The sequence below is a fragment of the Mesorhizobium sp. Z1-4 genome (genome assembly GCF_004000235.1).
Classification (GTDB): Bacteria; Pseudomonadota; Alphaproteobacteria; order Rhizobiales; family Rhizobiaceae; genus RCIO01.
The window spans coordinates 24,899-47,460 of record NZ_RCIO01000004.1 but is presented as its reverse complement, the minus strand read 5'-3'; the positions used below and the strand labels follow the sequence as shown (position 1 = coordinate 47,460).

Below are 22,562 nucleotides of genomic sequence, written 5' to 3'. Positions count from 1 at the left end.
CCGAACCGTGAACGGATCATTCATTCAAAACCTTGGCCGGGTCTACGGCCTATACACCGGCGGCTTCCTCGTCTTCATCCTGCTCATGGCGATCCTTGAGCAGATGGGCGTGAGCGCTGCCACAATCGGCATTCTCTTCGTGGCTTTCACGATCGCCATCTACGCCTTGATCGGCTGGCTGTCGCGAACCATGCAGGTCGATGCCTACTACGTCGCCGGGCGCGAAGTGCCCGCCGTATACAACGGCATGGCCACGGCGGCCGACTGGATGTCAGGCGCGTCTTTCGTGGCGCTTGCCGGCGGCATCTATTTCGGCGGCTATGGCTATATGGCCTTCATCGTCGGCTGGACCGGCGGTTATGTGCTCGTGAACTCGCTGATGGCGCCGTATCTGCGCAAATTCGGCTGCTACACCGTGCCTGACTTCATCGGGACGCGGTATGGCGGCAATCTTGCACGCTTCGTGGCGGTTGTTATCCTTGTGGTGGCATCCTTCACCTATGTGACCGCGCAGATCAACGCATCCGGCACCATCGCCGCGCGTGCCCTGCAGATCCCGTTCTCATACGGCGTCTGGTTCGGCCTGCTCGGCATTCTGCTGTGCTCGATGCTTGGTGGCATGAGGGCGGTGACCTGGACCCAGGTGGCTCAGTACATCGTGCTGATTATCGCCTACGTGGTGCCGGTTGTCTGGATGTCCAACGCACAGGGCTTTGGCATCATCCCGCACTTCTCGTATGGCGATGCCGTGCATCGGATCGCCGAACTCGAGGCCGAATACGGGCTGGTCAAGGCAGCTGAAGCAATACCCGGCGTTGCGGTTCTGACGACACCGCACAATGCGCCGGGAGGTGGCATGGACTCGTGGAAGTTCGTGACGCTGGCTATCTGCATGATGGCCGGCACCGCCTCGCTTCCGCACATCCTGATGCGCTACTTCACCACGCCGTCGGTTCGCGCTGCGCGCAAATCGGTCGCATGGTCGCTGCTGTTCATCTTCCTGCTGTACTTCACGGCGCCGGCCCTGGCCACGCTGACGAAGCTGCAGCTGCTCGATCCGACCCTGCCGACGGCTATCATCGGCCATTCGATCGATGAAGTGATGGCACTGCCGTGGATCCAGAACTGGAGCGCGGTGGGCATGCTTGCGGTCTCCGATCAGAATGGCGACGGCCTCCTGCAGCTCAACGAGTTCTTCATGCGTCCCGACATCGTGGTTCTGGCTACGCCGGAAATCGCGGGTCTGCCGTATGTGATCTCGGGCCTCGTGGCCGCCGGCGGCATGGCCGCTGCCATGTCAACGGCAGACGGGTTGCTGCTCGCCATCGCCAACGCACTCAGCCACGACCTGTACTACAAGATCATCGATCCGAAGGCCGACACGGCCGTTCGCCTGATCGTTGCTCGCGTGCTGCTGGTCGTCATCGGTGCCGCGGCGGCGTTGATCGCAACCTTGCAGCTCACCGGTATCCTCGGTGCGGTTGCCTGGGCGTTCTGCTTCGCATGTTCGGGTCTCTTCTTCCCGCTCGTGCTGGGCGTGTGGTGGAAACGGGCCAATACCCAGGGCGCGCTTGCCGGCATGATCGTCGGCTTCTTGGCGGGCTCGGCCTATCTCTACTACGTCTACAATGGCGGCGCCCCGTGGCTCGGCATTGACCACCTGCGGTTCGGCATGATCGGCATGCCGGCCAGCCTCATCGCAATGGTTGTCGTCACCCTGATGACGCCGGCGCCCGATGAGGAAACCCAGCGCATGGTGGACGAAGTCCGCCTGCCGTCGGGCGAAACCATTCTGGGCAGCACCCACTAATACGTGCTAGCCTGAAATGCTTCAGGGGCGGAACCCGGTTCCGCCCCTGATTTTGTGATCTCTGTGGGCTGAGGCGAACAATGGACGCACTTTCGATCTTTCCGATCTGGGTGATTGCCATCGACTATGTGCTGGGCGTCGTCATGTGGACGCTGATCGCACGCACCGCGATGGGCTTTTTCCTGCCTCAGGACTCCGAGTTCTTCTTCATGAAGTTCTTCGTGCGCGCCACCAACCCCATCCTGCGCGTCTTTAAGCCGGTGACACCGAGCTTTCTGCTCGACCTTTTCGTGCCGCTTTACGTGGCCTGGTTCTTTTTCATGATCCGCTTTTACCTGATGCCCTGGCTGCTCGGTTATTCGGTCATGGGCATGCTGTCGTTTCCGCTCGAGAGCGAAGTCTCGCGCTTCCTGTATCAGCTCTTCGGCGGCTGACTCTGAAACGAAAAACGGCGCCCATCGGGCGCCGCTTCGCCTGCAATGCAGGCAGGCCCTATTTCGATACGAAGCAGCTTCCGCCGATCGCCTTGTAGCGCTCGCACAGGGCGATACCGTCTGCACGCGATGTGGTCGGGATGCGGACACGGTAATAGGTGCCCTTCCCCGGTATCTCCGCACGCACGATGTTGACGCCGCGGCCACCAAGCAGCTCGCCATAGCGGCGCGCAAGGTCCTGATACGTCGCCTGTGCGCTCTCGGCGGTGGGTTGCGAAGCGATCTGCATGGACCAGGTCGAATTTTCCTCGACCACTACCGGGGCCGGCGCGGGAGCAACCGGCTCGGTGCGCGCGGCGGGTGCAGCCTGAGCGACCTGCTGCGGCTCTGCCGTCTGCTGGCTTGCAGGGCGCGGTGTGGCCACCGGGCCGACGCTCGGCGTCACCGGATCGTTGGCCGCACTCTCCGCGACAGCCTCTTCGGTTGCCGCGGTTTCGGTTGCGGGCGTCTCGGCGGCTATGACCGTTTCCGGCTGAGCCGGCGTCGTTGCGGCGGGTGCTGTGTCCGGCGTCTGTGCCACAGCCGGTCCGGATGCCGCCGGCTGCGTGGTCTCGATCTGCCGCACCGGCTGGGTGGTCTCGACCGCCGGAGCAGGTTGTGCGGGAACTTCGGCGGCCGGTGCTGCCGGCTCCTCACGAGCCACAAGAGTGCCGTCCGGGCGAACGATCATCGTGCGCACCCGGCGCGGCTGAACCGCAATCACATCATTTGCCAGCGCGGTTTCGGCTTCGGTCGCAGCCGGTTCGAGGCGATCCTCCGATTTGGCCGCAGCCGCAGCCGCATCCGAGGCCGGTTCGTCGACGCCAGGCAGACGGTCGGAGCCGACGGTGCGCGAGGCGATGTTGACCGGCTCCTCCGTTGTCGAAACCAGGTTTTCCTGTGTCGGCTCGGTATTCGCCACACCGCTTGCGGCCTCATGTGCGGCGCTGTCCTGTTCCGGCACCGCCGCGCCGCCCGGGCTTTCCGGCTTCACCTTGAGCGGGTCGCTGTCGGCCTCGACCAGAACCGGCGTTTCGGGGCCGTCGTCGCCGCCGAACGAAAGCGCGAATGCGCCAATGCCGCCGATCAATGCGACGGCCACAACAGCGCCGGCGATCAGAAACCCGCTCCTGCCGGCGCGGGTTTCCCGAGCCGGCTGATCATAGTCGTCGCCGATCGACATGGCCTCGTCGAGGGCCACGTCGACACTCTGTTCGTGCGGTTCGCGGCTGTAGGCCGCGGTTTCAAAGGCGGCGGCCGTACCTGCTGCGGTGCCAAGCCCGAGCGCCTCGGCATAAAACCGGTCTTCGTCGTCCTGATTGTCGGGCGTTTCCTCTGAAGCCGCAGCCGCCGGCACGGCAGTATCGTCGAGGGCAGCCGACTGAATATTGAAGTCGTAACCCAAGTCTGCCTCGAATTCGTCATCCGGATGCTGCGGCGCGGGTTCATCCGCCGGAAGGTCCGGCAATTGAAGGTCGTCGGCCTGCTCGAGCGCGGTTTCGGGAACCTCCACGGTCTCGATGTCCACGGGAGCGGCAGCCTGTTCGGCCTGGGGGGAAGTCTCGCCACCGCCGGTCCTGGCCATGATTGCGGCCAGATCGGCGAAGGGGTCTGTGTCGGTATTGTCCGGCTCTGCCGCTGCGTCGTCTGCGACGGGGAATTCCGCGACGTCAGCGTCGTCGAAACTCTCGACCGCGTCATCGGCGTCTTCCTGATCGTCGGCCGTTTGACCGCTCTCGTCCCAACCGCCGGCCTCTACCGGCGCGGCCGCGCCCTGTGCGTTGACATAGTTGGCGCGTCCAAGCCGCGACGCGGCCTCTGCCACGGCGCCCGCCGGCGCGCCGCTTGCGGCCGGAGCGTGCGAAACCTCGCCTGAGGTGTCGGCAAGCAGCATCTGGAGTTCTTCTTCCAGGGAGACGGCTTCGGGCGTTTCGGCGTCCGGGATCTCTGCCACAACGTCTTCGAGAGGCTCTGCATCGACCGGCTCTGCGCCGTCGGCATCGAGTTCGCCGAAGTCCATGTCGACATCGGCCAGCATCGGATCGGTGCTTTCGCGGGCATGATAGCCCTCCGGCTCGCGGTCATCGGACGGCAAGCCTTCGAACGGCGGGTCGTATGCGGGCACTTCCTCGCGATACGCGACGTCTTCGGCTCCGGTTTGCACGTCATCGACCCAGTTATCCGGTTCCTCGGAGGCGTCGAATGCACCGGGCTCATCGGTATCGGGAATCTCGGGTGCGTTGTCCCGGAATTGGGCGTCCATCTCGTCGGGCTCTTCGACGGTGGCCGCTGCGTGCGCGGCCTCCACGTCAGCCATATCTCCGAGCAGTTCCTTTTCGAGGTCCACGGCGAACGGATCGTCCGCGACCGGCGCTTCGTCGGCCGGCTCGTCATTCACGGGCTCGGGCTGCGCGCGGCTTTCGTGGGACTCTTGTTCATTGTCGCCGGACAAAAGGCGCGCCAGCTCGGCGAAGGGGTCTTCCGCCGCGACAGTGTGATCATTGCCGCGATTGATGTTGTTGCTGTCTGCCATGCCTAATCCCGCACTCAAACGATGTCGGACGCCGGCGACGTCACTGTTTCGTGGCCGTTACCAGCGCAATGTGGGCAAATGGTGACAGAACGTTCCGCGAACCTAGCGCATTTCCTGCGGGGCATCCGCACCGATCAACGCGAGGCCGGATGTGAGTACATCCGAGACAGCCTGCACCAGCCCGAGTCTGGCATAGGTCAATTCTTGGTCGTTAACCTTAACAAACCGTAAGCCGGGTGTCTCAGTGCCGCGATTCCAGTGGGTGTGGAACGCACTTGCCAGCTCGTAAAGGTAAAAAGCCAGCCGGTGCGGCTCGTGTGCGCCGGCCGCCTGCTCGATCAGACGCGGATATTCGGCGAGTTTGCGGATGATTCCGACCTCGCCTTCGTCGGTGAGTCGGTCGAATCGCGACGCCATATCCTCGCGGGCGATCAGCCCCTCAACGCCGAATGCCTCCTTGGCCTGCCGGAATACCGAATGGCAGCGGGCCGAAGCGTACTGAACGTAGAAGACCGGGTTGTCTTTCGACTGCTCGGTCACCTTGGCAAAGTCGAAATCGAGCGGTGCATCGGACTTGCGGTAGAGCATCATGAACCGCACAGGATCGCGGCCGACTTCATCGATAACATCGCGCAAGGTCACGAATTCCCCGGCCCGCTTCGACATGCGCACCGGCTCACCGTCGCGATAGAGCTTGACCAGCTGGCAAAGCAGCACTTCCAGCTTCACCTTGCCGTCGGACAGCGCCTTGGCCAGGGCTTCGAGCCGTTTGACATAACCGCCATGATCGGCGCCGAGAATGAAGATCAGCTCCTCGAAGCCGCGCTCGATCTTGTCGCGCATGTAAGCGACATCGCTGGCGAAGTACGTATAAGCGCCATCGGACTTCACCAGCGGCCGGTCGATATCGTCGCCGACCTCGGTGGAACGGAACAGCGTCTGCTCGCGGTCTTCCCAGTCATCCGGCAACTGGCCCTTCGGCGGTGGCAGCTTGCCTTTGTAGACATGCCCCTTGAGGGTCAGGTCGTTGATGGCGGATCGGATTGCGCCGCCGTTATCGCCATGCAGCGAACGCTCGGAAAAGAACACTTCATGATGGACGTTGAGTGCTGCGAGGTCCTCGCGGATCAGCTCCATCATAGCGTCGATCGCGCGGTCGCGTACGATCGCAAGCGCTTCGTCTTCCGGCTTCTGGGTGAGGCCGGCGCCGAATTCGTCGGCCAACGCCTTGCCGACCGGCACGAGATAGTCGCCAGGATAGAGCCCGGCCGGGATTTCACCGATCTCCTCGCCCAGCGCCTCGCGGTACCGCAGCAGCACCGACTTCGCCAGCACGTCGATCTGCACGCCGGCGTCGTTGATGTAATATTCCTTGGTCACATCGTAGCCGGCGAAGGCAAGAATATTGGCCAGCGCATCGCCGACAACCGCACCCCGGCAATGGCCGACATGCATGGGGCCGGTCGGGTTGGCGGAAACATATTCGACGTTGATCTTGCGGCCGGCACCCATGCCGGAGCGGCCGAAACCGCCAGCTGCTGCAAGCATTTCGGCAAGCCGCGCCTGCCAGAAGCGCGGCGAAAAACGCATATTGATGAAACCGGGACCGGCGACCGCCACCTCCGCGACATCGGCGTCTTTTTCCAGCAACGCAGCAATGTCGGCGGCCAGCTCGCGTGGATTGCGGCCCACCGCCTTGGCTAGCACCATGGCAGCATTGGTCGCGATGTCGCCATGGCTTGGGTCGCGCGGCGGCTCGACAGTGACGCGCGAAAGGTCAGGACTGGCGCCATCTACTGTTTTAATTTCAGACTGTTCTACAGCTTTCTTAATCCGATTGCTGAAATCGGCGAAGATATTCATGGCGAAAATCCAGAGATTGGCGCCCCACGCGCCCCGAAAATCGGCTCAGTCGGGCTGAACGGTGGTTCGCCTAGACCAATTCCGGCGTGTGGTCAAACAGGCGCTTGTGTTCCTTCAGGGCGTAGGTGTCGGTCATTCCGGCCAGGAAATCGGCAACGCTGCGCGCCCGGATCCGCTCCTCGGCCCGGTCCAGCCCTTCGCGCCAGCCCTCCGGCATCTGACGCGGGTCCGCGTAATAGGCATCGAAGAGGTCGGCCACCACCTGCTCGGCGTGGGCGCGCACCTGCATCACCGCCGGGCTGCGGTAGAGATTGGCATAAAGAAAGCCTTTCAGCTTCTTTTCGTCGGCCGCCATCTGCTCGGAAAAAACCACGCAGGGGGCGAATGCGGCGCGGACATCCTCCACGCGTTGCGGGTTCAAGCCGGCAAGACGGCCGCGCGATGTGACAATCACGTCTTCGACCATCGCCGTTATCTGCCTGCGCACGATCTCATGCCCGGTGCGGGCCGGATCGAGATGCGGATAGCGGCTCTGGACAGTTGCCAGCAGACCGGCGGTGAGTGGCACCTCATGCAGCATGTCCAGCGTCAGCAGGCCGGAGCGCAGCCCGTCGTCGATGTCGTGTGCGTTGTAGGCAATATCGTCGGCAATCGCGGCGCATTGCGCTTCCACGCCGGCAAACTTTGCGAGCTCCAGATTGTCGAGCTCGTTGTAATCGCGGATCGGCTGCGGCACGGGGCCATCCAGCCCGTTTCCTTCTGCGTCGGTCAACGGACCATTGTGTTTGACGAGCCCCTCCAGTGTCTCCCAGCTCAGGTTGAGACCATCGAACTCGGCGTAGCGCCGTTCGAGCCGCGTCACGACGCGCAGCGACTGGGCGTTGTGATCGAACCCGCCCCAGCGGGCCATCTTCTCGTTCAGCGCGTCCTCGCCGGTATGCCCGAAGGGCGTGTGGCCGAAATCGTGGACCAGAGCCACGGCCTCGGCGAGGTCTTCGTCGCACTCCAGCGCCCGGGCGAGGGCACGCGCGATCTGGGCCACCTCGATCGAATGCGTCAGCCGGGTGCGGTAGTGGTCGCCTTCATGGGCAATGAAGACCTGGGTCTTGTGTTTCAGGCGCCGGAACGCAGTTGAGTGGATGATGCGGTCGCGGTCGCGCTGAAACGGCGTTCGCGTCGGGCTTTCCGGTTCAGCATAAAAACGTCCGCGGCTGCGCGCCGGGTCTGTGGCATAGGCCGCGCGCGGCCTGTAGCCGAAGCCGATACCCTGCAGATCGCCGCTCGCTGTCATGTGACTGTGCCGCCGGTTGACTTGCCCCTGGGCGCTTCATACCTATGAGCGAAACGCAAACGCAAGGTGACAGCCATGGGCGCCGACGCGAAGACAGCCATGAATTCGGTGGAAATCAGCGATGCAGCTGCAAAGCGCATCCTGTCCGTACTTGCCAAGCAACCGGACAAGACAGCGCTGCGTGTTTCCGTCGAAGGCGGCGGCTGCTCCGGCTTTTCCTACAAGATCGACCTGACCGACAGCCAGAACGACGACGACAAAGTGTTCGAAAAGGACGGCGCCACCGTCCTCATCGATGAGTTGTCGCTTGTCTATATGGGCGGCTCGGTGATCGACTTCGTCGACGATTTGATCGGCCAGTCATTCCAGATCAAAAACCCTAATGCTGTCGCTTCCTGCGGCTGCGGGACAAGCTTCTCAATCTGACCTGCGTTCCGTATCGGACATGAAAAAGGCCGCGTTTCCGCGGCCTTTTTTGTTCGGGTTACGCGGGTGCCTTACCGCTCGAGTTCCTTGGGCAGCACCAGATTGAGCACGATCGCCAGGAAGGCGGACGGAAGCAGACCCGACGTGAGCAGTATCTGCGCCGTCTTGGGCAAGTGCTGCAACGCACCGGGTTCAAGCTGCAGGCCGAGGCCCACCGACAGCGAGATGGCGAAAATCACCATGTTGCGCCGGTTCCAGTCGACGTCGGAAAGCATGTTGATGCCGGCCGAAGCGACCATGCCGAACATCACGATGACACCGCCGCCGAGCACGGCGATCGGCACCGTGGAGATGATCGCACCGATCTTCGGGATCAGCCCGCAGATGATCAGGAAGATCGCACCGTAGGTTACAACATGGCGGCTCATCACGCCGGTCATGGAAATGAGGCCGACATTCTGGCTGAACGAGGTGTTGGGCAGACCGCCGAAAATGCCGGCAACTGCGGTTCCAAGACCATCGGCATAGGTCGCGCCCGAGATTTCCTTGTCGGTTGCTTCCCGGCCGGCCCCGCCCTTGGTGATGCCCGACACGTCGCCGACTGTTTCGATGGCCGATATGACGGCCATGAAGCACATGCCGATGACCGCGGCGGCGGTGATGTCGAAACCCCATTTGAAAGGCGTCGGCACCGCGACCCAGCCGGCATTGCCGACATTGCCGAAATTCACCATGCCGAGCATCAACGCGACGATGTATCCGGCGATCAACCCGAGCAGTACGGCTGCGATCGACCACATGCCCCTTGCGAAAAACTTCAAAAGCAGCGTGACCACAATCACCACCAGGGCCACGCCCCAGTGCTGCGCACCGCCATAGGCCTCGGTGCCGATGAGCGGTACGCCGCCTGCGGCATACTGGATGCCGACCTTGATCAGAGCCAGGCCGATCATCAGCACGATGAGACCCGTGACCAGCGGCGGCAGCGCAAAGCGCAGCCGGCCGATGAACGTGCCCAGAAAGAAGTGGAATATGCCGCCGATGACGACACCGCCCATAAGCGTGCCCATGGCGGCTACGCCCTGCCCGGCGACGAGCGGGATCATGACCGGCAGGAAGGCGAAACTTGTGCCCTGCACGATCGGCAGCCTGCCGCCGATCGGTCCTGCTCCCATCGTCTGAAACAGGGTTGCGATGCCGGCAAACAGCATCGACATCTGGATCATGTAGATGAGGTTCGGAAAGTCCGGCGAATTGGAGCCGAACCCGAAACCGGCGGCACCGGCAACGATGATGGCCGGCGTGACATTGGAAATGAACATCGCCATCACGTGCTGGATGCCGAGTGGCACGGCCTGGGCGAGCGGCGGCGTGTAATCGGGATCCCGCAACCTGTCTTCCAGCGCGGTGCTGTTGTCAGCAGTCGTGTCTGTCATTTCGAAGTTCCCCCTTCTCAACACCGCGCCTTTTTGCGTAGATGATTCGAAGCGCAGGAGCGGCTGTGAAGCATCCTCCCTGTGCAAGGTCCCGACCACCAAAATAAATTTGAAAGACAGCTAAGCGTTTCATGAAAATCGCAACCTGGAATATCAACGGCATCAAGGCCCGCATCGACAATGTTCTGCAATGGCTTGGCGACACTTCGCCGGATATTGCCTGCCTGCAGGAAATCAAATCGGTCGACGAGAACTTCCCGCGGATGGAGATCGAATCGCTCGGCTACCATGTCGAAACCCATGGCCAGAAAGGGTTCAACGGCGTCGCGATCCTGTCGAAGATGCGTTTCGACGAGGTCAATCGCAGGCTTCCGGGCGACGACGATGACGAACAGGCGCGTTTCATCGAAGGCGTGTTTTCGGTGCGCGACGGGCATGGCAGGCCGAAGGCGCTGCGCGTGGTGTCGCTCTATCTGCCCAACGGCAACCCTGTGGATACCGAGAAGTTTCCCTACAAGATCGGCTGGATGGAGCGTCTGGAACGGTGGGCCGAAGGCCGGCTGGCGTTCGAGGAACCGCTGGTTCTTGCCGGAGACTACAATGTGATCCCGCAGCCGGAAGACGCCAAGAACATCGACGTCTGGCTGGGCGACGCTCTGTTTATGCCGGAAAGCCGGCAGTCGCTGCGCCGCCTCGAAGGTCTCGGCTTTACCGATGCGCTGCGGGCCGGTGACGATTCAGCCGGGATTTACACATTCTGGGACTATCAGGCTGGTGCCTGGCAAAAGAACAACGGCATCCGCATCGATCACCTGATGCTGTCGCCGGAAGCTTCGGACCATCTGCGTGGCACGACGGTGGAAAAGCGGGTCCGGGCCTGGGAAAAGCCGTCCGACCATGTGCCGGTGATTGCCGAACTGGCGCTCGAAGCGGCATAAGGCCTGCGCTGACGGGGTCAGGAGCGCCTGAATGCGGCCTGGATGACCGCAAGGGCCGTTTGTGCTAATGTAGGGCATGAAAACGCTGCTGCTCGGCCTTTCACTGGCTGGCCTGGTTGTCGCTTTCGCGGCCCCGGCCCGGGCTGATTGTCAGTGCGTTGCCGCCGGCAAGAAATACGGCGTCGGCGAAGTCGCATGCCTCAGGCTGCCCGGAGGCGACCGGCTGGCGCGATGCAGCATGGTGCTCAACAACTCGTCCTGGACGCCGCTGCAGCAGTCATGCCCGTTTGCCATGGCGGACACAGAGCCAGTGTTGTCGCCGCAAGCAGATATGAAGGCGGCGGCAACCGAAGTCGCCGCCGGACATTCCCGCATCGTCAGGAAATAGTGCCTGCTCTTAGTGGCTGGTTTTGTGCAGGAGATCGCCGGCAAGGGCGATTGCAGTGCGCCGGTCGGCTTCGCCGGCAATGGCAAAAGCCTCTTCCTGCATCGTTCTGATCCAGTCGACGTCGGTAACGTGCGCGGTCTCCAGCGCAACGGTCATCATCGCCAGTCCCTGAACGACCTTGCCGCTGTGGAACAGCATGTTGCCCAACGTGGCCTGCGCGCCGGCATGGCCCTTCTCCGCCGAGAGCTGGAGCCAGCGGCCGGCCTGACGCACATTCTTCCTGACGCCTTCGCCATTGAGGAACATGCGGCCGATCTCGTACTGGGCAACCGGATTACGGTAAGTCGCAGCTGCACGCATGTAATAGTCCTGTGCGGCAGCCAGGTTCGGCTTCACGGGCGTGCCTTCGATGCCGGTCCTGAGGTAGTTTGCCACGGCAACCAGCGCATCGGATACATAAGGCACGTCGGGCGAGCCGACTTCGACATCCTGACGCACGATCTCGTTGAAGAACTTGAAGGCCTCGAAATCGTTACGCTGAACGCCGTCGCCTTCGGCATACATGCGCGCGAGTTTCCAGCTTGCACCGATCTGGCCGTTTTCGGCAGCGTAACGATAGGCTTCGACGGCCTCTTCCTTGTGGCCTTGCTTGTAGGCGGTGAAGCCGAAACGGAACACCGCGAACGGGCTGCGCTCCGGCGCAGCAGTCACAGCCTTCTCGTCCAGCGCGAAAGCGCCGGGAGAAAGCGTCGTGGCTACCAGAACAGCAAGGCAGAGTACCGTTGCGGCTTTGCCTAGCGCTGCAAAAGCGCCGACGACAGCCCCGTTACCCTTTCCAGCTACATACATACTCATGGTTGGCTCTGAACCGCATCTGTTTTGCGCCGGGCGCCTTCTTGAGTGCGTCCTGGCGTGAATGAACCTTTCGGGTGCGCGCGTTTTATGGCGGGAAGTGGGCAATTTGGGCAGGCAGGCCGCCTGCCCGTTCTTCTTGCCCCGACTGTTGCCGAATCGTCACAAATCGCGCACGGGAGGCTCAAAACCTGCAATCGGCGATCAGGCGGCGGCTTCCACACGCTGCAGCGCCAGCTTAAGCCGGTCGCCGGTCTCGGTCAGTTCAGCGAGTTTTTCGCGGTCCGCCTCGACCACTTCTGCCGGCGCGTTGGCGACGAACTTCTCATTGCCGAGCTTCTTTTGGATGCGCGCGATCTCGCCCTGATTACGGTCGATTTCCCGCTTCAGCCGAGCAGCCTCCGCAGACACGTCGATCAGATCGCCGAGCGGCAGGCAGATCGTCGCCTCGCCGACCACGATCTGCGCGGCACCCTTGGGCGCTTCATCGGCAAAACCGACTTCGCCGGCGCGCGCCAGCCTGCGGATCGCGGGATCGTGCCGTGCAGCGCGCTCGCGCGTTGCGGCGTTGGCGCCGACAATCACCAGCGGGGCGATTGCCGCTGGCGGCACATTCATCTCCGCCCGTACCGAGCGCAGGCCGCTGACCAGCTCGACCAGCCAGTTGATTTCGGCCGCGGCTTCGTCATCGGCGAAATCCGGCTGCGGCCAGGCGGCGTGGCAAAGCAGGCTTTCGCGTTCGTCGCCGACGGCCGTTTCAGCCCAAAGCTCCTCCGTCATGAAGGGCATGAAGGGGTGCAGGAGCTTGTAGATTTCGTCGAGCACATAGGCCGATACCGCCCGCGCCTCGGCTTTCGCGGCCTCGTCTTCGCCCGAATATACCGGCTTCAGAAGCTCCAGATACCAGTCGCAGAAGAGGTTCCAGACAAACCGGTAGGCGGCGCTCGCGGCGTCGTTGAAGCGATAGGAGGTGATGCCCTCCGTCACCTCGCCGGCGGTGCGCGATAGCTCCGTCAGGATCCAGCGGTTCACGGTCAGCTTGACATCCGACAGGTTCAGCGCCGGGTCGCGCTTCATGCCGTTCATTTCGCCGAAGCGGGTCGCGTTCCAGAGCTTGGTGCCGAAGTTGCGGTAGCCGGCGATGCGGGCCGGATCGAGCTTCACGTCCCTGCCCTGCGCGGCCATGATGGCCAGCGTGAAGCGCAGCGCATCGGCGCCGTATTCGTCGATCAGCTCCAGCGGATCGATGACGTTGCCTTTCGACTTCGACATCTTGGCGCCGGTCTTGTCGCGCACCAGCGCATGCACGTAGACGGTGTGGAAGGGCTCTTCTTCCATGAAATGCATGCCCATCATCATCATGCGGGCAACCCAGAAGAAGATGATGTCGAAGCCGGTAACCAGGACATCGGTCTGGTAATAGGTCTTCAGCTCCGGCGTCTTGTCCGGCCAGCCGAGCGTGGAGAACGGCCACAGCGCCGACGAGAACCAGGTGTCGAGAACGTCTTCGTCGCGGGTGAGGATTTCGCCCGGCTTGAAGTTTTCGAGCTTTTCCTCGACCCAGCTTTTCCAGGGGGTGTCGACGGCGAGGTAATATTCCACCGCGTCGTCCAGTGCTTCCTTCTCGGTCTTGGCGACGAAGATATGGCCGTCCGGCCCGTACCAGGCGGGAATCTGATGGCCCCACCAGAGCTGGCGCGAAATGCACCAGGGTTCGATGTTTTCCATCCAGTTGAAATAAGTGTTTTCCCAGTTCTTGGGCACGAAGTTGGTGCGGCCCTCGCGCACCGACGCGATGGCCGGTTCCGCCAGCGTCTTGGCGTCTGCAAACCACTGGTCGGTCAGCATCGGCTCGATGACCACGTTGGAGCGGTCACCGAAGGGCTGCATGATCTTCTTCGATTCCACGTAAGGAATGTCGTTGCCTTCTTCGTCCTTCACCGTGACGGCGAGGCCTTCGGCGTTGATTGCGTCGACGATCAGCTTGCGGGCCTCGTAGCGGTCGAGGCCGCGATATTCGTCCGGCACGAGATTGATCGCGTCGACTTCCGCTTCACCCGGCAGGTCGCCGGTCCTGGCGATCTGCATCGCCTGCGCCGCGCAATGCTCATAAGGCTCGCCGTCGGCGCGCATCGCAGCGCGCGTATCCATGAGCCGGTAGAGCGGAATGCTGTTGCGGCGCGCGACCTGGTAATCGTTGAAATCATGAGCGCCGGTGATCTTCACCGCACCTGAGCCGAATTCCGGATCGGGGTATTCGTCGGTGATGATCGGGATCAGGCGGCGGTGCTCTTTCGGGCCAACCGGAATTTCACACAGCTTGCCGACAATCGGCGCATAACGCTCATCGTCGGGATGCACCGCAACGGCGCCATCGCCCAGCATGGTTTCAGGGCGCGTAGTGGCGATGGAAATGTAGTCGCGCTCTTCGGTAAAGACGATATTGCCGTCCTCGTCCTTCTCGACATAGGTGTAGGTTTCGCCGCCCGCCAGCGGATATTTGAAGTGCCACATATGGCCGGCGGCTTCCTTGTTCTCCACTTCGAGATCGGAGATGGCTGTCTCGAATTCCGGATCCCAATTCACCAGCCGCTTGCCGCGGTAGATCAGCCCCTGCCGGTAGAGCGTGACGAAGACCTCGAGCACCGCGGCCGAAAGTCCCTCGTCCATGGTGAAGCGCTCACGCGCCCAGTCGCAGGACGCGCCAAGACGGCGCAGCTGGTTGAGGATCGCACCGCCGGATTCGCCCTTCCACTCCCACACGCGGTCGATGAAATCCTCGCGCGTCAGGTCGCGGCGATGGATCTGGTTTTCCATGAGCTTGCGCTCGACCACCATCTGCGTCGCGATGCCCGCATGGTCCATGCCCGGCTGCCAAAGCACGTTCTTGCCGCGCATGCGCTCGAAGCGGATCAGAATGTCCTGCAGGGTGTTGTTGAGGGCATGGCCCATATGCAGAGAGCCGGTCACATTGGGCGGCGGGATGACGATCGTGAACGGGTCCGCGCCGGGTTTCGACCCTGCGCCGGCGCGGAAGGCATCGGCCGCCTCCCATTTGTCCGTGATCCTGGGTTCGACGCTCGCGGCGTCATAGGTCTTTTCAAGCATTTGCGGCCCGCGATGAAGGGAATTCGTCGCGCCGGTGTAAACCGGAACGGCTCAGCCAAGTCAATTGCTACGGGTCAAAGCACAAGGCCGCCCGGCGCATGCGAGCGGCCTGAAATGCGGCAATCGGCAGGAAGCGGCGCTAAATGTCCGCTTGGTGTCAGCGTGTTGCGCCGCGTGCGACGCGTTCGATTTCCTCGCGGACAAGACGTTCGACCAGAACCGGCAGATTGTTGTCCAGCCAGTCCTGCAGCATGGGCCGCATCAGCTCTTCGGCAATCTCGTCGAAGCTGCGCTTCTGGCTGGCTGCAAACACGTCCGAAAGTTCGCCGAACGCGGCTGCGACCTGGCGCTCCGCAGTCTCGGAGATGATCGACGTACGCTGCGGCAGATTGGTCGCCGACGGCTCGAACGGCTCGGGTGCCTCGTCGTGAAGCGGCTCGGCGCGCGGCGGAAAATCCTGCGGCGGCGTGAAATTGTCAGCTGCCTCGGCTGCCGGCGGTGTGAAACCGTCTGCCAGGGCATCCGTGGTGTCACGCACGGGTTCAGGCTCGGAAAGTTCACTTCGGAAGGCATCGATATCGGATGCATCCGCGTCGCTGCCAGCCTCTACGATGTCAGGCTCGCCTATCGCGTCGTCGGCATGGCCGGGCTGCGCGAACGCCGTGTCCTCGTTCGCCGACTGCCCCGCATCGTTGCCCGCCGGGGCTGTATGATCGCTGTCTTCGATAATTCTGCGGATCGACGCGAGAATCTCTTCCATAGAAGGTTCGCGCGATGGAACGCTGCTCGCCTGTGCCATTGGTCCGCTGCCGCCTCTTTCCTCGCTCCGGCGTCTGGCGACGCCGCTGTTCGGACTATCCGAATCAACAAGACCGTATCGAAAAGAGCGTCACGGTTTAATCCGCCAGGTGAAATAAACTTGCCGTTTCGCACAGCAAAGAGTTTGACGCCGCGGAACCGGAACTGGCGTATTGCTTGAGGAAATCTAGCGGCCGTCGGGCGTGCGCAGGCCGAACCACTTGTCCTTGACGGCCTGATAATGCTCTTCCGGATCATGCTCCTGAACCGCCAGCCCAAGCTTGTGGACCGACAGCCGGCCGATGGCGGACAGAATGGCATAGCTGGCGACAACGACGCTGTATTCGGAACTCACCAGGCTGATCTGCGCTGCATTCACATTGGCCTGCGAAGTCAGCACGTCGAGGGTCGTGCGCTGGCCGACGCTGCGCTCGTCGATAACGCCGTTCAGCGCCAGCTGGGCTGCTGAAACGACTTCGCGGTTGGCGACGACCGATTCGCGCGCAGCCTGATACTGCGCCCAGGCCGACGCCACGGCATTGCGGACCTGATCGCGGGTCACGTCGACATTGATACGTGCCCGGCCCAGCGATTCCTTGTTGCGGCGCACCGTCGCCGAAACGCGTCCTCCCTGATAGATCGGGACGCGCAGCGCGGCGCCGATCGATGCCGTGTTGCTTGCGCCATCGGATGGCAGCGCCGGCACACCGTTGGAAAAGCTGCGGCCAATGCCGGCGGTTGCCGAGACGCCCGGCAGCATCGCACCTTCGCTGGATTTCACGGTGAAGGCAGCGGCATCGACCAGATGCTCGGTCGCCGCGATTGCCGGGTGTTCGCGCGCAGCTTCGGCAAAGGCCTGCTCAACCGAAGCCGGCAGCAGCTTTGCGACCGGACCGGCGCCTTGCAGCTTGCCGGGGCGCTCGCCAATGACCTGAACGTACAGCGCTTCGCTTGCGAGCACCTGGGCGCGGGCAGCGCTCAGCTGCGCGACCGCCTGCTGGCGGCTTGCCTCGGCCTGCGCGACGTCGGTGCGGGTGCCCTCGCCGACATCAAAACGCGAACGCGCGGCGCGCACCTGTTCTTCCAGGAACTCGAGATTGCGCTGGCGCAATACGGCGACCTGCCGGTCGCGAATCACGCCCATATAGGCTGACGCGGCGTCGAACAGCGTATTCTGCACGGCATTGCGCAAAGACTGCTGCGAGGCGCGCACCTGCGCTTCGGCCGCTGCGACGTTGTTCTTGGTCTGGAAACCGTCGAAGATCGTCTGGTTGATCTCGATTCCGAAAGAACCGGAGGTGATCGAGCGGCCTCCAAGCGCGGAGGAGCGGGTGTAGGTGACACCTGCGGTGCCGGCAATAGTGGGCCGGTAGCCGGACTTGGCGATCGCGACGTTTTCGTCGGTCACGCGCACGCCGGCGCGTTCCGAATTCAGGCTCGAATTGTTCTGATAGGCCTTGGCCATGGCCCCGGCGATGGTTTCAGCGGAGGCAGGCGCAGAAATTACCAGCGCCAGTGAGAGCATGAACGCGCTCGCGACACTCCGTCGAACTGGGAACACAACCCACCTCACTTACAGCCGGACAGCAACCAGCCAAACAATGTCCAGACGGCCTGGAGAGTCCCCTCATCCGAGGCCAGCTTAATGGCTACACGGCAGATGTAGTGAGTTCAAGGAACAATGTAAGAGGCGGATTTGAGCCAGTCCACGGAATCGCAATGTGTTGCGTTCAAGCCTCAGAATTGGAACTCCGCAACCTGCTGGAACCCTGGCAGCGGGCGAACCGCGGCGTTAAAGGCCTTGCGGCCGCTGATCACGCCTTCCGCATTATAGAAGACATGCGCGGCACCTGCGTTGCCGTTGCCGACAACCGCGACCAGGCGGCCGCCATCGCGCAGCTGCAGCAGCAGCTCGTCCGGCACCTGATCGACCGCGCCCTCCACAATAATGACATCGAACGGCGCTTCATCCGGGCACCCGGCCTGGAGCGCACCGGTGACAACAGCGACATTGTCATAGCCAAGCTCGGTGAGTTTGCCGGTCGCGGTGGCCGCGAGGCCCTCGTCGCACTCCAGTGCGATCACCGAACTCGCCAGCTGCGACAGCACCGCGCTGGAATAGCCGGTGGTGCAACCGATATCGAGCACGAAGTCACCGGATTCGATCTCGGCCAGCTGAACCAATTTGGCAAAGGGCGACGGCTCCATCAGATAGCGGGCCGGCGCATCCGATGCCGCATCCGCAACCAGAATGTCCTCGTCGATATAGGCCAGCTCGGCGCGCGACCTGGGCACGAATTCCTCTCGCGGCACGGAGAGCATCGCGTCCAGAACCGACGCGCTCGTCACGTCGGTCGTGCGCAACTGCCCGTCGACCATTTTCACCCTGCGCTGCTCGAAATCGCCGCTCATAGTCGTTACCGCCCGGTTGCAGCGCTGTCGCGCCATGCCCTCATGCAACACCGGCTGGTGCCGGATCGCAAGTTCTTGTGTGAATTGGAGGCCTCGCCCGGAATCGAACCGGGGTGCAAGGATTTGCAGTCCTCTGCGTAACCACTCCGCCACGAGGCCCCGCTGCTCGGCGCAGCGCAGGCGGATCAATAGGTTGGGGCGAATCCTCCGTCAAGCCGGGGCAAGCGGTTCTGAAGAGAATCCTCGCCGTGTTCTGAAGAATTCGTTTGTCAGTCGCGATTCCGGGCCCGCTGCGAGCGGCGCTGTCCCCACCACAGCACGATTCGCCTGCGCAGGCGGCGAAAGGCGGCAAAATCGTACGACAGGATGAGCGCGCCCAAGGGAATCATCCAGAATCCGAGTACCGGCAGGAAGCCCAAGGTGCCCAGCAGCATAAGGCCAATCCCGAGCGCCGTGCGAGCCAGACGCGACCGCGGCAAGGCGACTTCGCGGCCCAGAAAGCGCAAACGTACCGGTTTTGCCGCGTTGGGCAAGTCGCCCCGCGCACCGGCACCGCTGCCTTCGGACATGTCATTCGGGTCGGTTTTTGCCATTCGCCACCATGCAAATACGGGCCAGGCGTCCTTTTGCCGCCCGGGAAGTTCCGGGCGATATGTGAGGTGATTTGGCCCGTATTGCGAGCAAAATCGCGGTGCGGCATTTTTTGCCGGTAGCGCGCTTTGCAAAGCCGAGTCGGTTTGCTATAGGCTCCGCCGTTCGCGAGCGCGGCTGTTCCCCGGTAGCTCAGCGGTAGAGCAACCGGCTGTTAACCGGTTGGTCGCTGGTTCGAATCCGGCCCGGGGAGCCACTTTCTTCTTCATTCCATCGAGCTGCGTCAGCCGGCCGCCTTGTTGAGCTTCGGTCTCCTAAGAGAAGCTGTCGCCCTAAAACATTGAAATAGACCAGCGTCCCCCTTACGGATGCTCAATCGATTGGGGACAAGCATGCTCAAGTGGATCGTGCTCGCGGCGATGCTGACAGGCGTTGGCTACTTAACCTACGATCAGTATCGCGCCGGGTATTTTACGCGGCCGCCGATGCCTGAAGGCGCATTCTCTCTCTCATACAAGAACGGTCTTCGAGCCATCCTGGTCGGTATTCCTGAAGAGAAATCCACGAGGCGTTATCTAGGTTTCGGAGCGAATGTACCGTTCTATTTGGAAGATGCATGGTCGTTCTGCCGTCCTCCGCTAGAGGACGAAATGCAGAAGGTATCCAAATTTATGAGCGACCGGGATTGGCCGGGTGAAAGATTCGAGGCTGTTTGCGAAGTGAAAGTCGACGGTCGGCCCGTCGTGCGCGGCTGGATCACCTCGGTCCCTAGGGTCTAGCTACACCAACTACCCTTGCCGCCGCGGCGGCGCTGCCTAGTTTGACGGGTTCCAGCGTCCCAGCAGCCAAGACAGATCATGACCGTCTCCAGCTCCGGCGAAACCGAAAACCCTGTTGTCGTTCTCTTCCGCCACGATTTGCGGCTGGCGGACAATCGCGCGCTGTCCGCAGCTGCCGAGAGCGGCAAGCCAGTCATTCCCTTGTTCATATTCGACGAGGTGTCGCCCGGCATTCGGCCGCTGGGCGGTGCGCGACGCTGGTGGCTGCATCACTCGCTAACCGCACTCGACAAGGCACTCGGTGAACGGGGCGCGAGACTTTTTCTGCGTTCGGGCGAAACGCTTTCGGTCGTGGACGACGTTCTGCAAAAGACCGGCGCCGACATGGTGCTGTGGAACCGCCGCTACGATCCGCCCGCGATCGAGGTCGATACAGCGCTCAAATCCGGCCTGAAGGATCGCGGCGTCGCCTGCGCCAGCTTTGAAGGGCAGCTTCTGCATGAACCCTGGAAGCCGAAGACCGGCAGCGGCGGGTTCTACAAGGTCTACACGCCCTTCTGGCGTGCACTCGCGTCCGGCGACGAACCGCGCGCACCGGTTGCGGCGCCGAAGAAAATTCGTGGGTTCGATGGCCCCCTCGCCTCCGACGATCTCGCCGACTGGGAACTCCTGCCGACAAAACCCGACTGGGCCAGCGGCCTCCGCGAAAGCTGGCAGCCGGGCGAAGCCGGAGCCCAACGGCGGCTTGCCGATTTCATCGACGGGGCGCTGGAAGATTATGCCGTCAAGCGCGACCGGCCTGACCGGGAAAGCACGTCGCGGCTTTCGCCCTATCTGGCAAATGGCGAGATCACGCCGTTCCAGATCTGGCATGCACTTTCCGGGCTCGACGACAAGCTCGGCGACGACGTGCTGAAGTTCCGCAAGGAGCTGGTGTGGCGGGAATTCGCCTGGCATCTGCTTTTCCACAATCCCGACCTGGCCCGCACCAACTTCAACCGCGACTTCGACGAATTTCCCTGGCGGCAGGATGAATCGGCACTCAAGGCCTGGCAGCTAGGCCGGACAGGCTATCCGATTGTCGATGCCGGCATGCGTCAGCTCTGGGAAACCGGCTGGATGCACAACCGCGTGCGCATGGTCGTCGCCTCGTTTCTCACCAAGCACCTGCTGATCGACTGGCGCGAGGGCGAAACCTGGTTCTGGGACACGCTGGTCGACGCCGACGCGGCCAACAATCCCGCCTCATGGCAGTGGGTCGCGGGCTGCGGCGCCGATGCCGCGCCCTATTTCCGCATCTTCAATCCAACGCTGCAGGGCGAAAAATTCGATCCCCATGGCGATTATGTGCGCCGCTTCGTGCCGGAACTCGCGAAAACCGACGCAGATTCCATTCACCAGCCGGCTTCAAAAAAAGCGCAGAAATCGACGTCCGACGTGAAACTCTCAGCCGTCTACCCCGTAGCTCTGATTGACCACCGCGAGGCGCGCCAGCGTGCACTTGCGGCCTATCAGCAGTTGCGGGGAGCACATGAACATCATTCCGATCAACCGGGGAAACGCAGGCAAGCATAAGATAGCGGTCGTCGGGTCCGGCATTTCCGGCGCCTCGGCGGCATGGGCACTCGCCGCGCATGCCGATATCACGCTTTTCGAAGCCGGCGAGCGGCCGGGCGGCCACACCGCCACCGTCGATGTCGACTATGATGGCGAGATCATACCGGTCGACACCGGCTTCATCGTCTACAACGAGCACAACTATCCGGAGCTGACCGCCCTCTTTGCACATCTCGGCATTGCGACCGTCGAAAGCGACATGGGGTTTTCGCTGTCGCTCGACGGCGGCAAACTCGAGTGGAGCGGAAGCACGATCAGCTCGATCTTCGCGCAGCCGAAAAACCTCTTCTCGCCGCGGTTTCTTTTCATGCTGCGCGAGATATTCCGTTTCAACGCCGTTTGCGTGACCGACCGGCAAGCCGGCGTTCTCCACAACCGCACTATCGGCGAATATCTGGATTTCCGCAGCTTCTCGGCGGGATTTCGCGACAATTATCTGATCCCGATGGCGGCCGCGATCTGGTCGACGCCGCGCATCAAGATGCTGGACTATCCGGCGGAGAGCTTCATCTCGTTTTTCGAGAATCACCGGCTGATCCATTGGCAGCGACCGGTGTGGCGCACTGTGAAAGGCGGTGCGCGAACCTATCTCGACAAACTCCTGGCACCCGTCCATGACATCAGGACGAACGCGCCCGTGAAAACCGTGATCCGCGATTCGCTGGGCGTCACGATCTGGGCGGGCGACGCCGAACCCGAACGTTTCGATCAGGTGATCATCGCCGCCCACAGCGATCAGGCGCTTGCGATGCTGGGCGATCCTTCAGCAACGGAAAAGAACCTTCTTTCTGCCGTTCCCTACAAGCCGAACAGAGTCGTTCTCCATCGCGACCCGCGGCTGATGCCCAAGTCCCGGCGCGCCTGGTCGGCGTGGAACTATCTGCGCTCAAGCGGCGATGACGAGGTCTGCGTCACCTACTGGATGAACAGGCTGCAGGGGATCGATGCCGGCAAGCCGCTGTTCGTGACACTCAATCCCGCGGTCGAGCCGCGCGACGAACTCGTCTTCGGCGAGTGGAGCTACGAACACCCGCAGTTCGATGCCCGCTCTCAGGCGGCGCAAATCCGGCTCGACGACATTCAGGGCGTGCGCCGCACCTGGTTCGCGGGCGCTTGGACGGGAGCCGGCTTTCACGAAGACGGCCTGCGCTCCGGCCTCAATGCCGCGCAGGCGCTGGGCGCCACCGTGCCGTGGCGCGCTTCGCTCAATACTCTGCCGGCGAACATGCCGCTCGCCGCGGAATAGG

The 22,562-nt window shown here is 62.5% G+C and carries 18 protein-coding genes and 2 tRNA genes; 9 read left to right on the top strand and 11 right to left on the bottom strand.

Annotated features, from left to right (window positions below; all coding sequences use genetic code 11):
- Window positions 1-7 precede the first annotated feature (7 nt).
- Together EP165_RS14705 and EP165_RS14700 are read left to right on the top strand one after the other, a co-directional pair.
- Window positions 8-1,810 carry a sodium:solute symporter family protein gene (locus tag EP165_RS14705; protein ID WP_127523593.1) on the top strand — a complete coding sequence of 601 codons (1,803 nt, stop codon included), beginning with the start codon at window positions 8-10 and terminating at the stop codon, window positions 1,808-1,810.
- An 80-nt stretch (window positions 1,811-1,890) separates the two neighbouring features.
- Window positions 1,891-2,244, top strand: a complete 354-nt coding sequence (locus EP165_RS14700) for a YggT family protein (protein WP_127523592.1) — start codon at window positions 1,891-1,893, stop codon at window positions 2,242-2,244.
- Window positions 2,245-2,302: 58 nt separating this feature from the next.
- On the opposite strand, the gene EP165_RS14695 is transcribed toward EP165_RS14700, so the two are convergent.
- The 3 genes from EP165_RS14695 to EP165_RS14685 form a co-directional block, all read right to left on the bottom strand.
- On the bottom strand, window positions 2,303-4,816 hold the full coding sequence (locus EP165_RS14695) for an SPOR domain-containing protein (protein WP_127523591.1): 2,514 nt from the start codon (window positions 4,814-4,816) through the stop codon (window positions 2,303-2,305).
- Between the two features lie 102 nt (window positions 4,817-4,918).
- Window positions 4,919-6,679, bottom strand: coding sequence for an arginine--tRNA ligase (gene argS / locus EP165_RS14690; protein ID WP_127523590.1), 1,761 nt, complete (start codon window positions 6,677-6,679; stop codon window positions 4,919-4,921).
- A 70-nt stretch (window positions 6,680-6,749) separates the two neighbouring features.
- Entirely contained in the window at window positions 6,750-7,970 is a 1,221-nt protein-coding gene (locus tag EP165_RS14685; RefSeq protein WP_127523589.1) for a deoxyguanosinetriphosphate triphosphohydrolase, read from the bottom strand.
- A 75-nt stretch (window positions 7,971-8,045) separates the two neighbouring features.
- Between EP165_RS14685 and erpA the strand changes: the two genes are divergently transcribed.
- Entirely contained in the window at window positions 8,046-8,396 is a 351-nt protein-coding gene (gene erpA, locus EP165_RS14680; protein ID WP_127523588.1) for an iron-sulfur cluster insertion protein ErpA, read from the top strand.
- A gap of 71 nt (window positions 8,397-8,467) precedes the next feature.
- On the opposite strand, the gene EP165_RS14675 is transcribed toward erpA, so the two are convergent.
- Window positions 8,468-9,832, bottom strand: coding sequence for a uracil-xanthine permease family protein (locus EP165_RS14675; RefSeq protein ID WP_127523587.1), 1,365 nt, complete (start codon window positions 9,830-9,832; stop codon window positions 8,468-8,470).
- Window positions 9,833-9,963: 131 nt separating this feature from the next.
- Here EP165_RS14675 and xth point away from each other — a divergent pair, with 131 nt between their 5' ends.
- Both xth and EP165_RS14665 read left to right on the top strand, forming a co-directional pair.
- Window positions 9,964-10,770, top strand: coding sequence for an exodeoxyribonuclease III (gene xth / locus EP165_RS14670; protein ID WP_127523586.1), 807 nt, complete (start codon window positions 9,964-9,966; stop codon window positions 10,768-10,770).
- A gap of 76 nt (window positions 10,771-10,846) precedes the next feature.
- Window positions 10,847-11,158, top strand: a complete 312-nt coding sequence (locus tag EP165_RS14665) for a hypothetical protein (RefSeq protein ID WP_127523585.1) — start codon at window positions 10,847-10,849, stop codon at window positions 11,156-11,158.
- A gap of 9 nt (window positions 11,159-11,167) precedes the next feature.
- Here the strand turns inward: EP165_RS14665 and EP165_RS14660 are convergent, their stop codons facing one another.
- The 7 genes from EP165_RS14660 to EP165_RS14630 form a co-directional block, all read right to left on the bottom strand.
- Window positions 11,168-12,013: a tetratricopeptide repeat protein gene (locus EP165_RS14660; protein ID WP_245440166.1), complete on the bottom strand. Its 846-nt coding sequence runs from the start codon at window positions 12,011-12,013 to the stop codon at window positions 11,168-11,170.
- A 201-nt stretch (window positions 12,014-12,214) separates the two neighbouring features.
- The gene (locus EP165_RS14655) at window positions 12,215-15,118 is read right to left on the bottom strand and encodes a valine--tRNA ligase (RefSeq protein WP_127523584.1); all 2,904 of its coding nucleotides are present in this window, start codon (window positions 15,116-15,118) and stop codon (window positions 12,215-12,217) included.
- 157 nt (window positions 15,119-15,275) lie between these two features.
- On the bottom strand, window positions 15,276-15,917 hold the full coding sequence (locus EP165_RS14650; RefSeq protein WP_127523583.1) for a DUF2497 domain-containing protein: 642 nt from the start codon (window positions 15,915-15,917) through the stop codon (window positions 15,276-15,278).
- Between the two features lie 186 nt (window positions 15,918-16,103).
- Window positions 16,104-17,441 carry a TolC family outer membrane protein gene (locus EP165_RS14645; RefSeq protein ID WP_281040016.1) on the bottom strand — a complete coding sequence of 446 codons (1,338 nt, stop codon included), beginning with the start codon at window positions 17,439-17,441 and terminating at the stop codon, window positions 16,104-16,106.
- A gap of 212 nt (window positions 17,442-17,653) precedes the next feature.
- The gene (locus EP165_RS14640) at window positions 17,654-18,328 is read right to left on the bottom strand and encodes a protein-L-isoaspartate O-methyltransferase family protein (protein WP_127523581.1); all 675 of its coding nucleotides are present in this window, start codon (window positions 18,326-18,328) and stop codon (window positions 17,654-17,656) included.
- A gap of 85 nt (window positions 18,329-18,413) precedes the next feature.
- Window positions 18,414-18,487, bottom strand: a tRNA-Cys gene (locus tag EP165_RS14635).
- A 110-nt stretch (window positions 18,488-18,597) separates the two neighbouring features.
- Window positions 18,598-18,921, bottom strand: coding sequence for a hypothetical protein (locus EP165_RS14630; protein WP_245440164.1), 324 nt, complete (start codon window positions 18,919-18,921; stop codon window positions 18,598-18,600).
- A 179-nt stretch (window positions 18,922-19,100) separates the two neighbouring features.
- Here EP165_RS14630 and EP165_RS14625 point away from each other — a divergent pair.
- The 4 genes from EP165_RS14625 (at window position 19,101) to EP165_RS14610 (ending at window position 22,561) form a co-directional block, all read left to right on the top strand.
- Window positions 19,101-19,175 (top strand) — tRNA-Asn (locus EP165_RS14625).
- A 136-nt stretch (window positions 19,176-19,311) separates the two neighbouring features.
- Entirely contained in the window at window positions 19,312-19,698 is a 387-nt protein-coding gene (locus EP165_RS14620) for a hypothetical protein (protein ID WP_127523580.1), read from the top strand.
- Window positions 19,699-19,776: 78 nt separating this feature from the next.
- Entirely contained in the window at window positions 19,777-21,273 is a 1,497-nt protein-coding gene (locus EP165_RS14615) for a cryptochrome/photolyase family protein (RefSeq protein ID WP_127523579.1), read from the top strand.
- Complete coding sequence (locus tag EP165_RS14610) at window positions 21,230-22,561, top strand: NAD(P)/FAD-dependent oxidoreductase (RefSeq protein WP_127523578.1); 1,332 nt, start codon at window positions 21,230-21,232, stop codon at window positions 22,559-22,561. The genes EP165_RS14615 and EP165_RS14610 overlap by 44 nt, the downstream gene beginning before the upstream one ends.
- Window position 22,562: the final 1 nt, after the last annotated feature.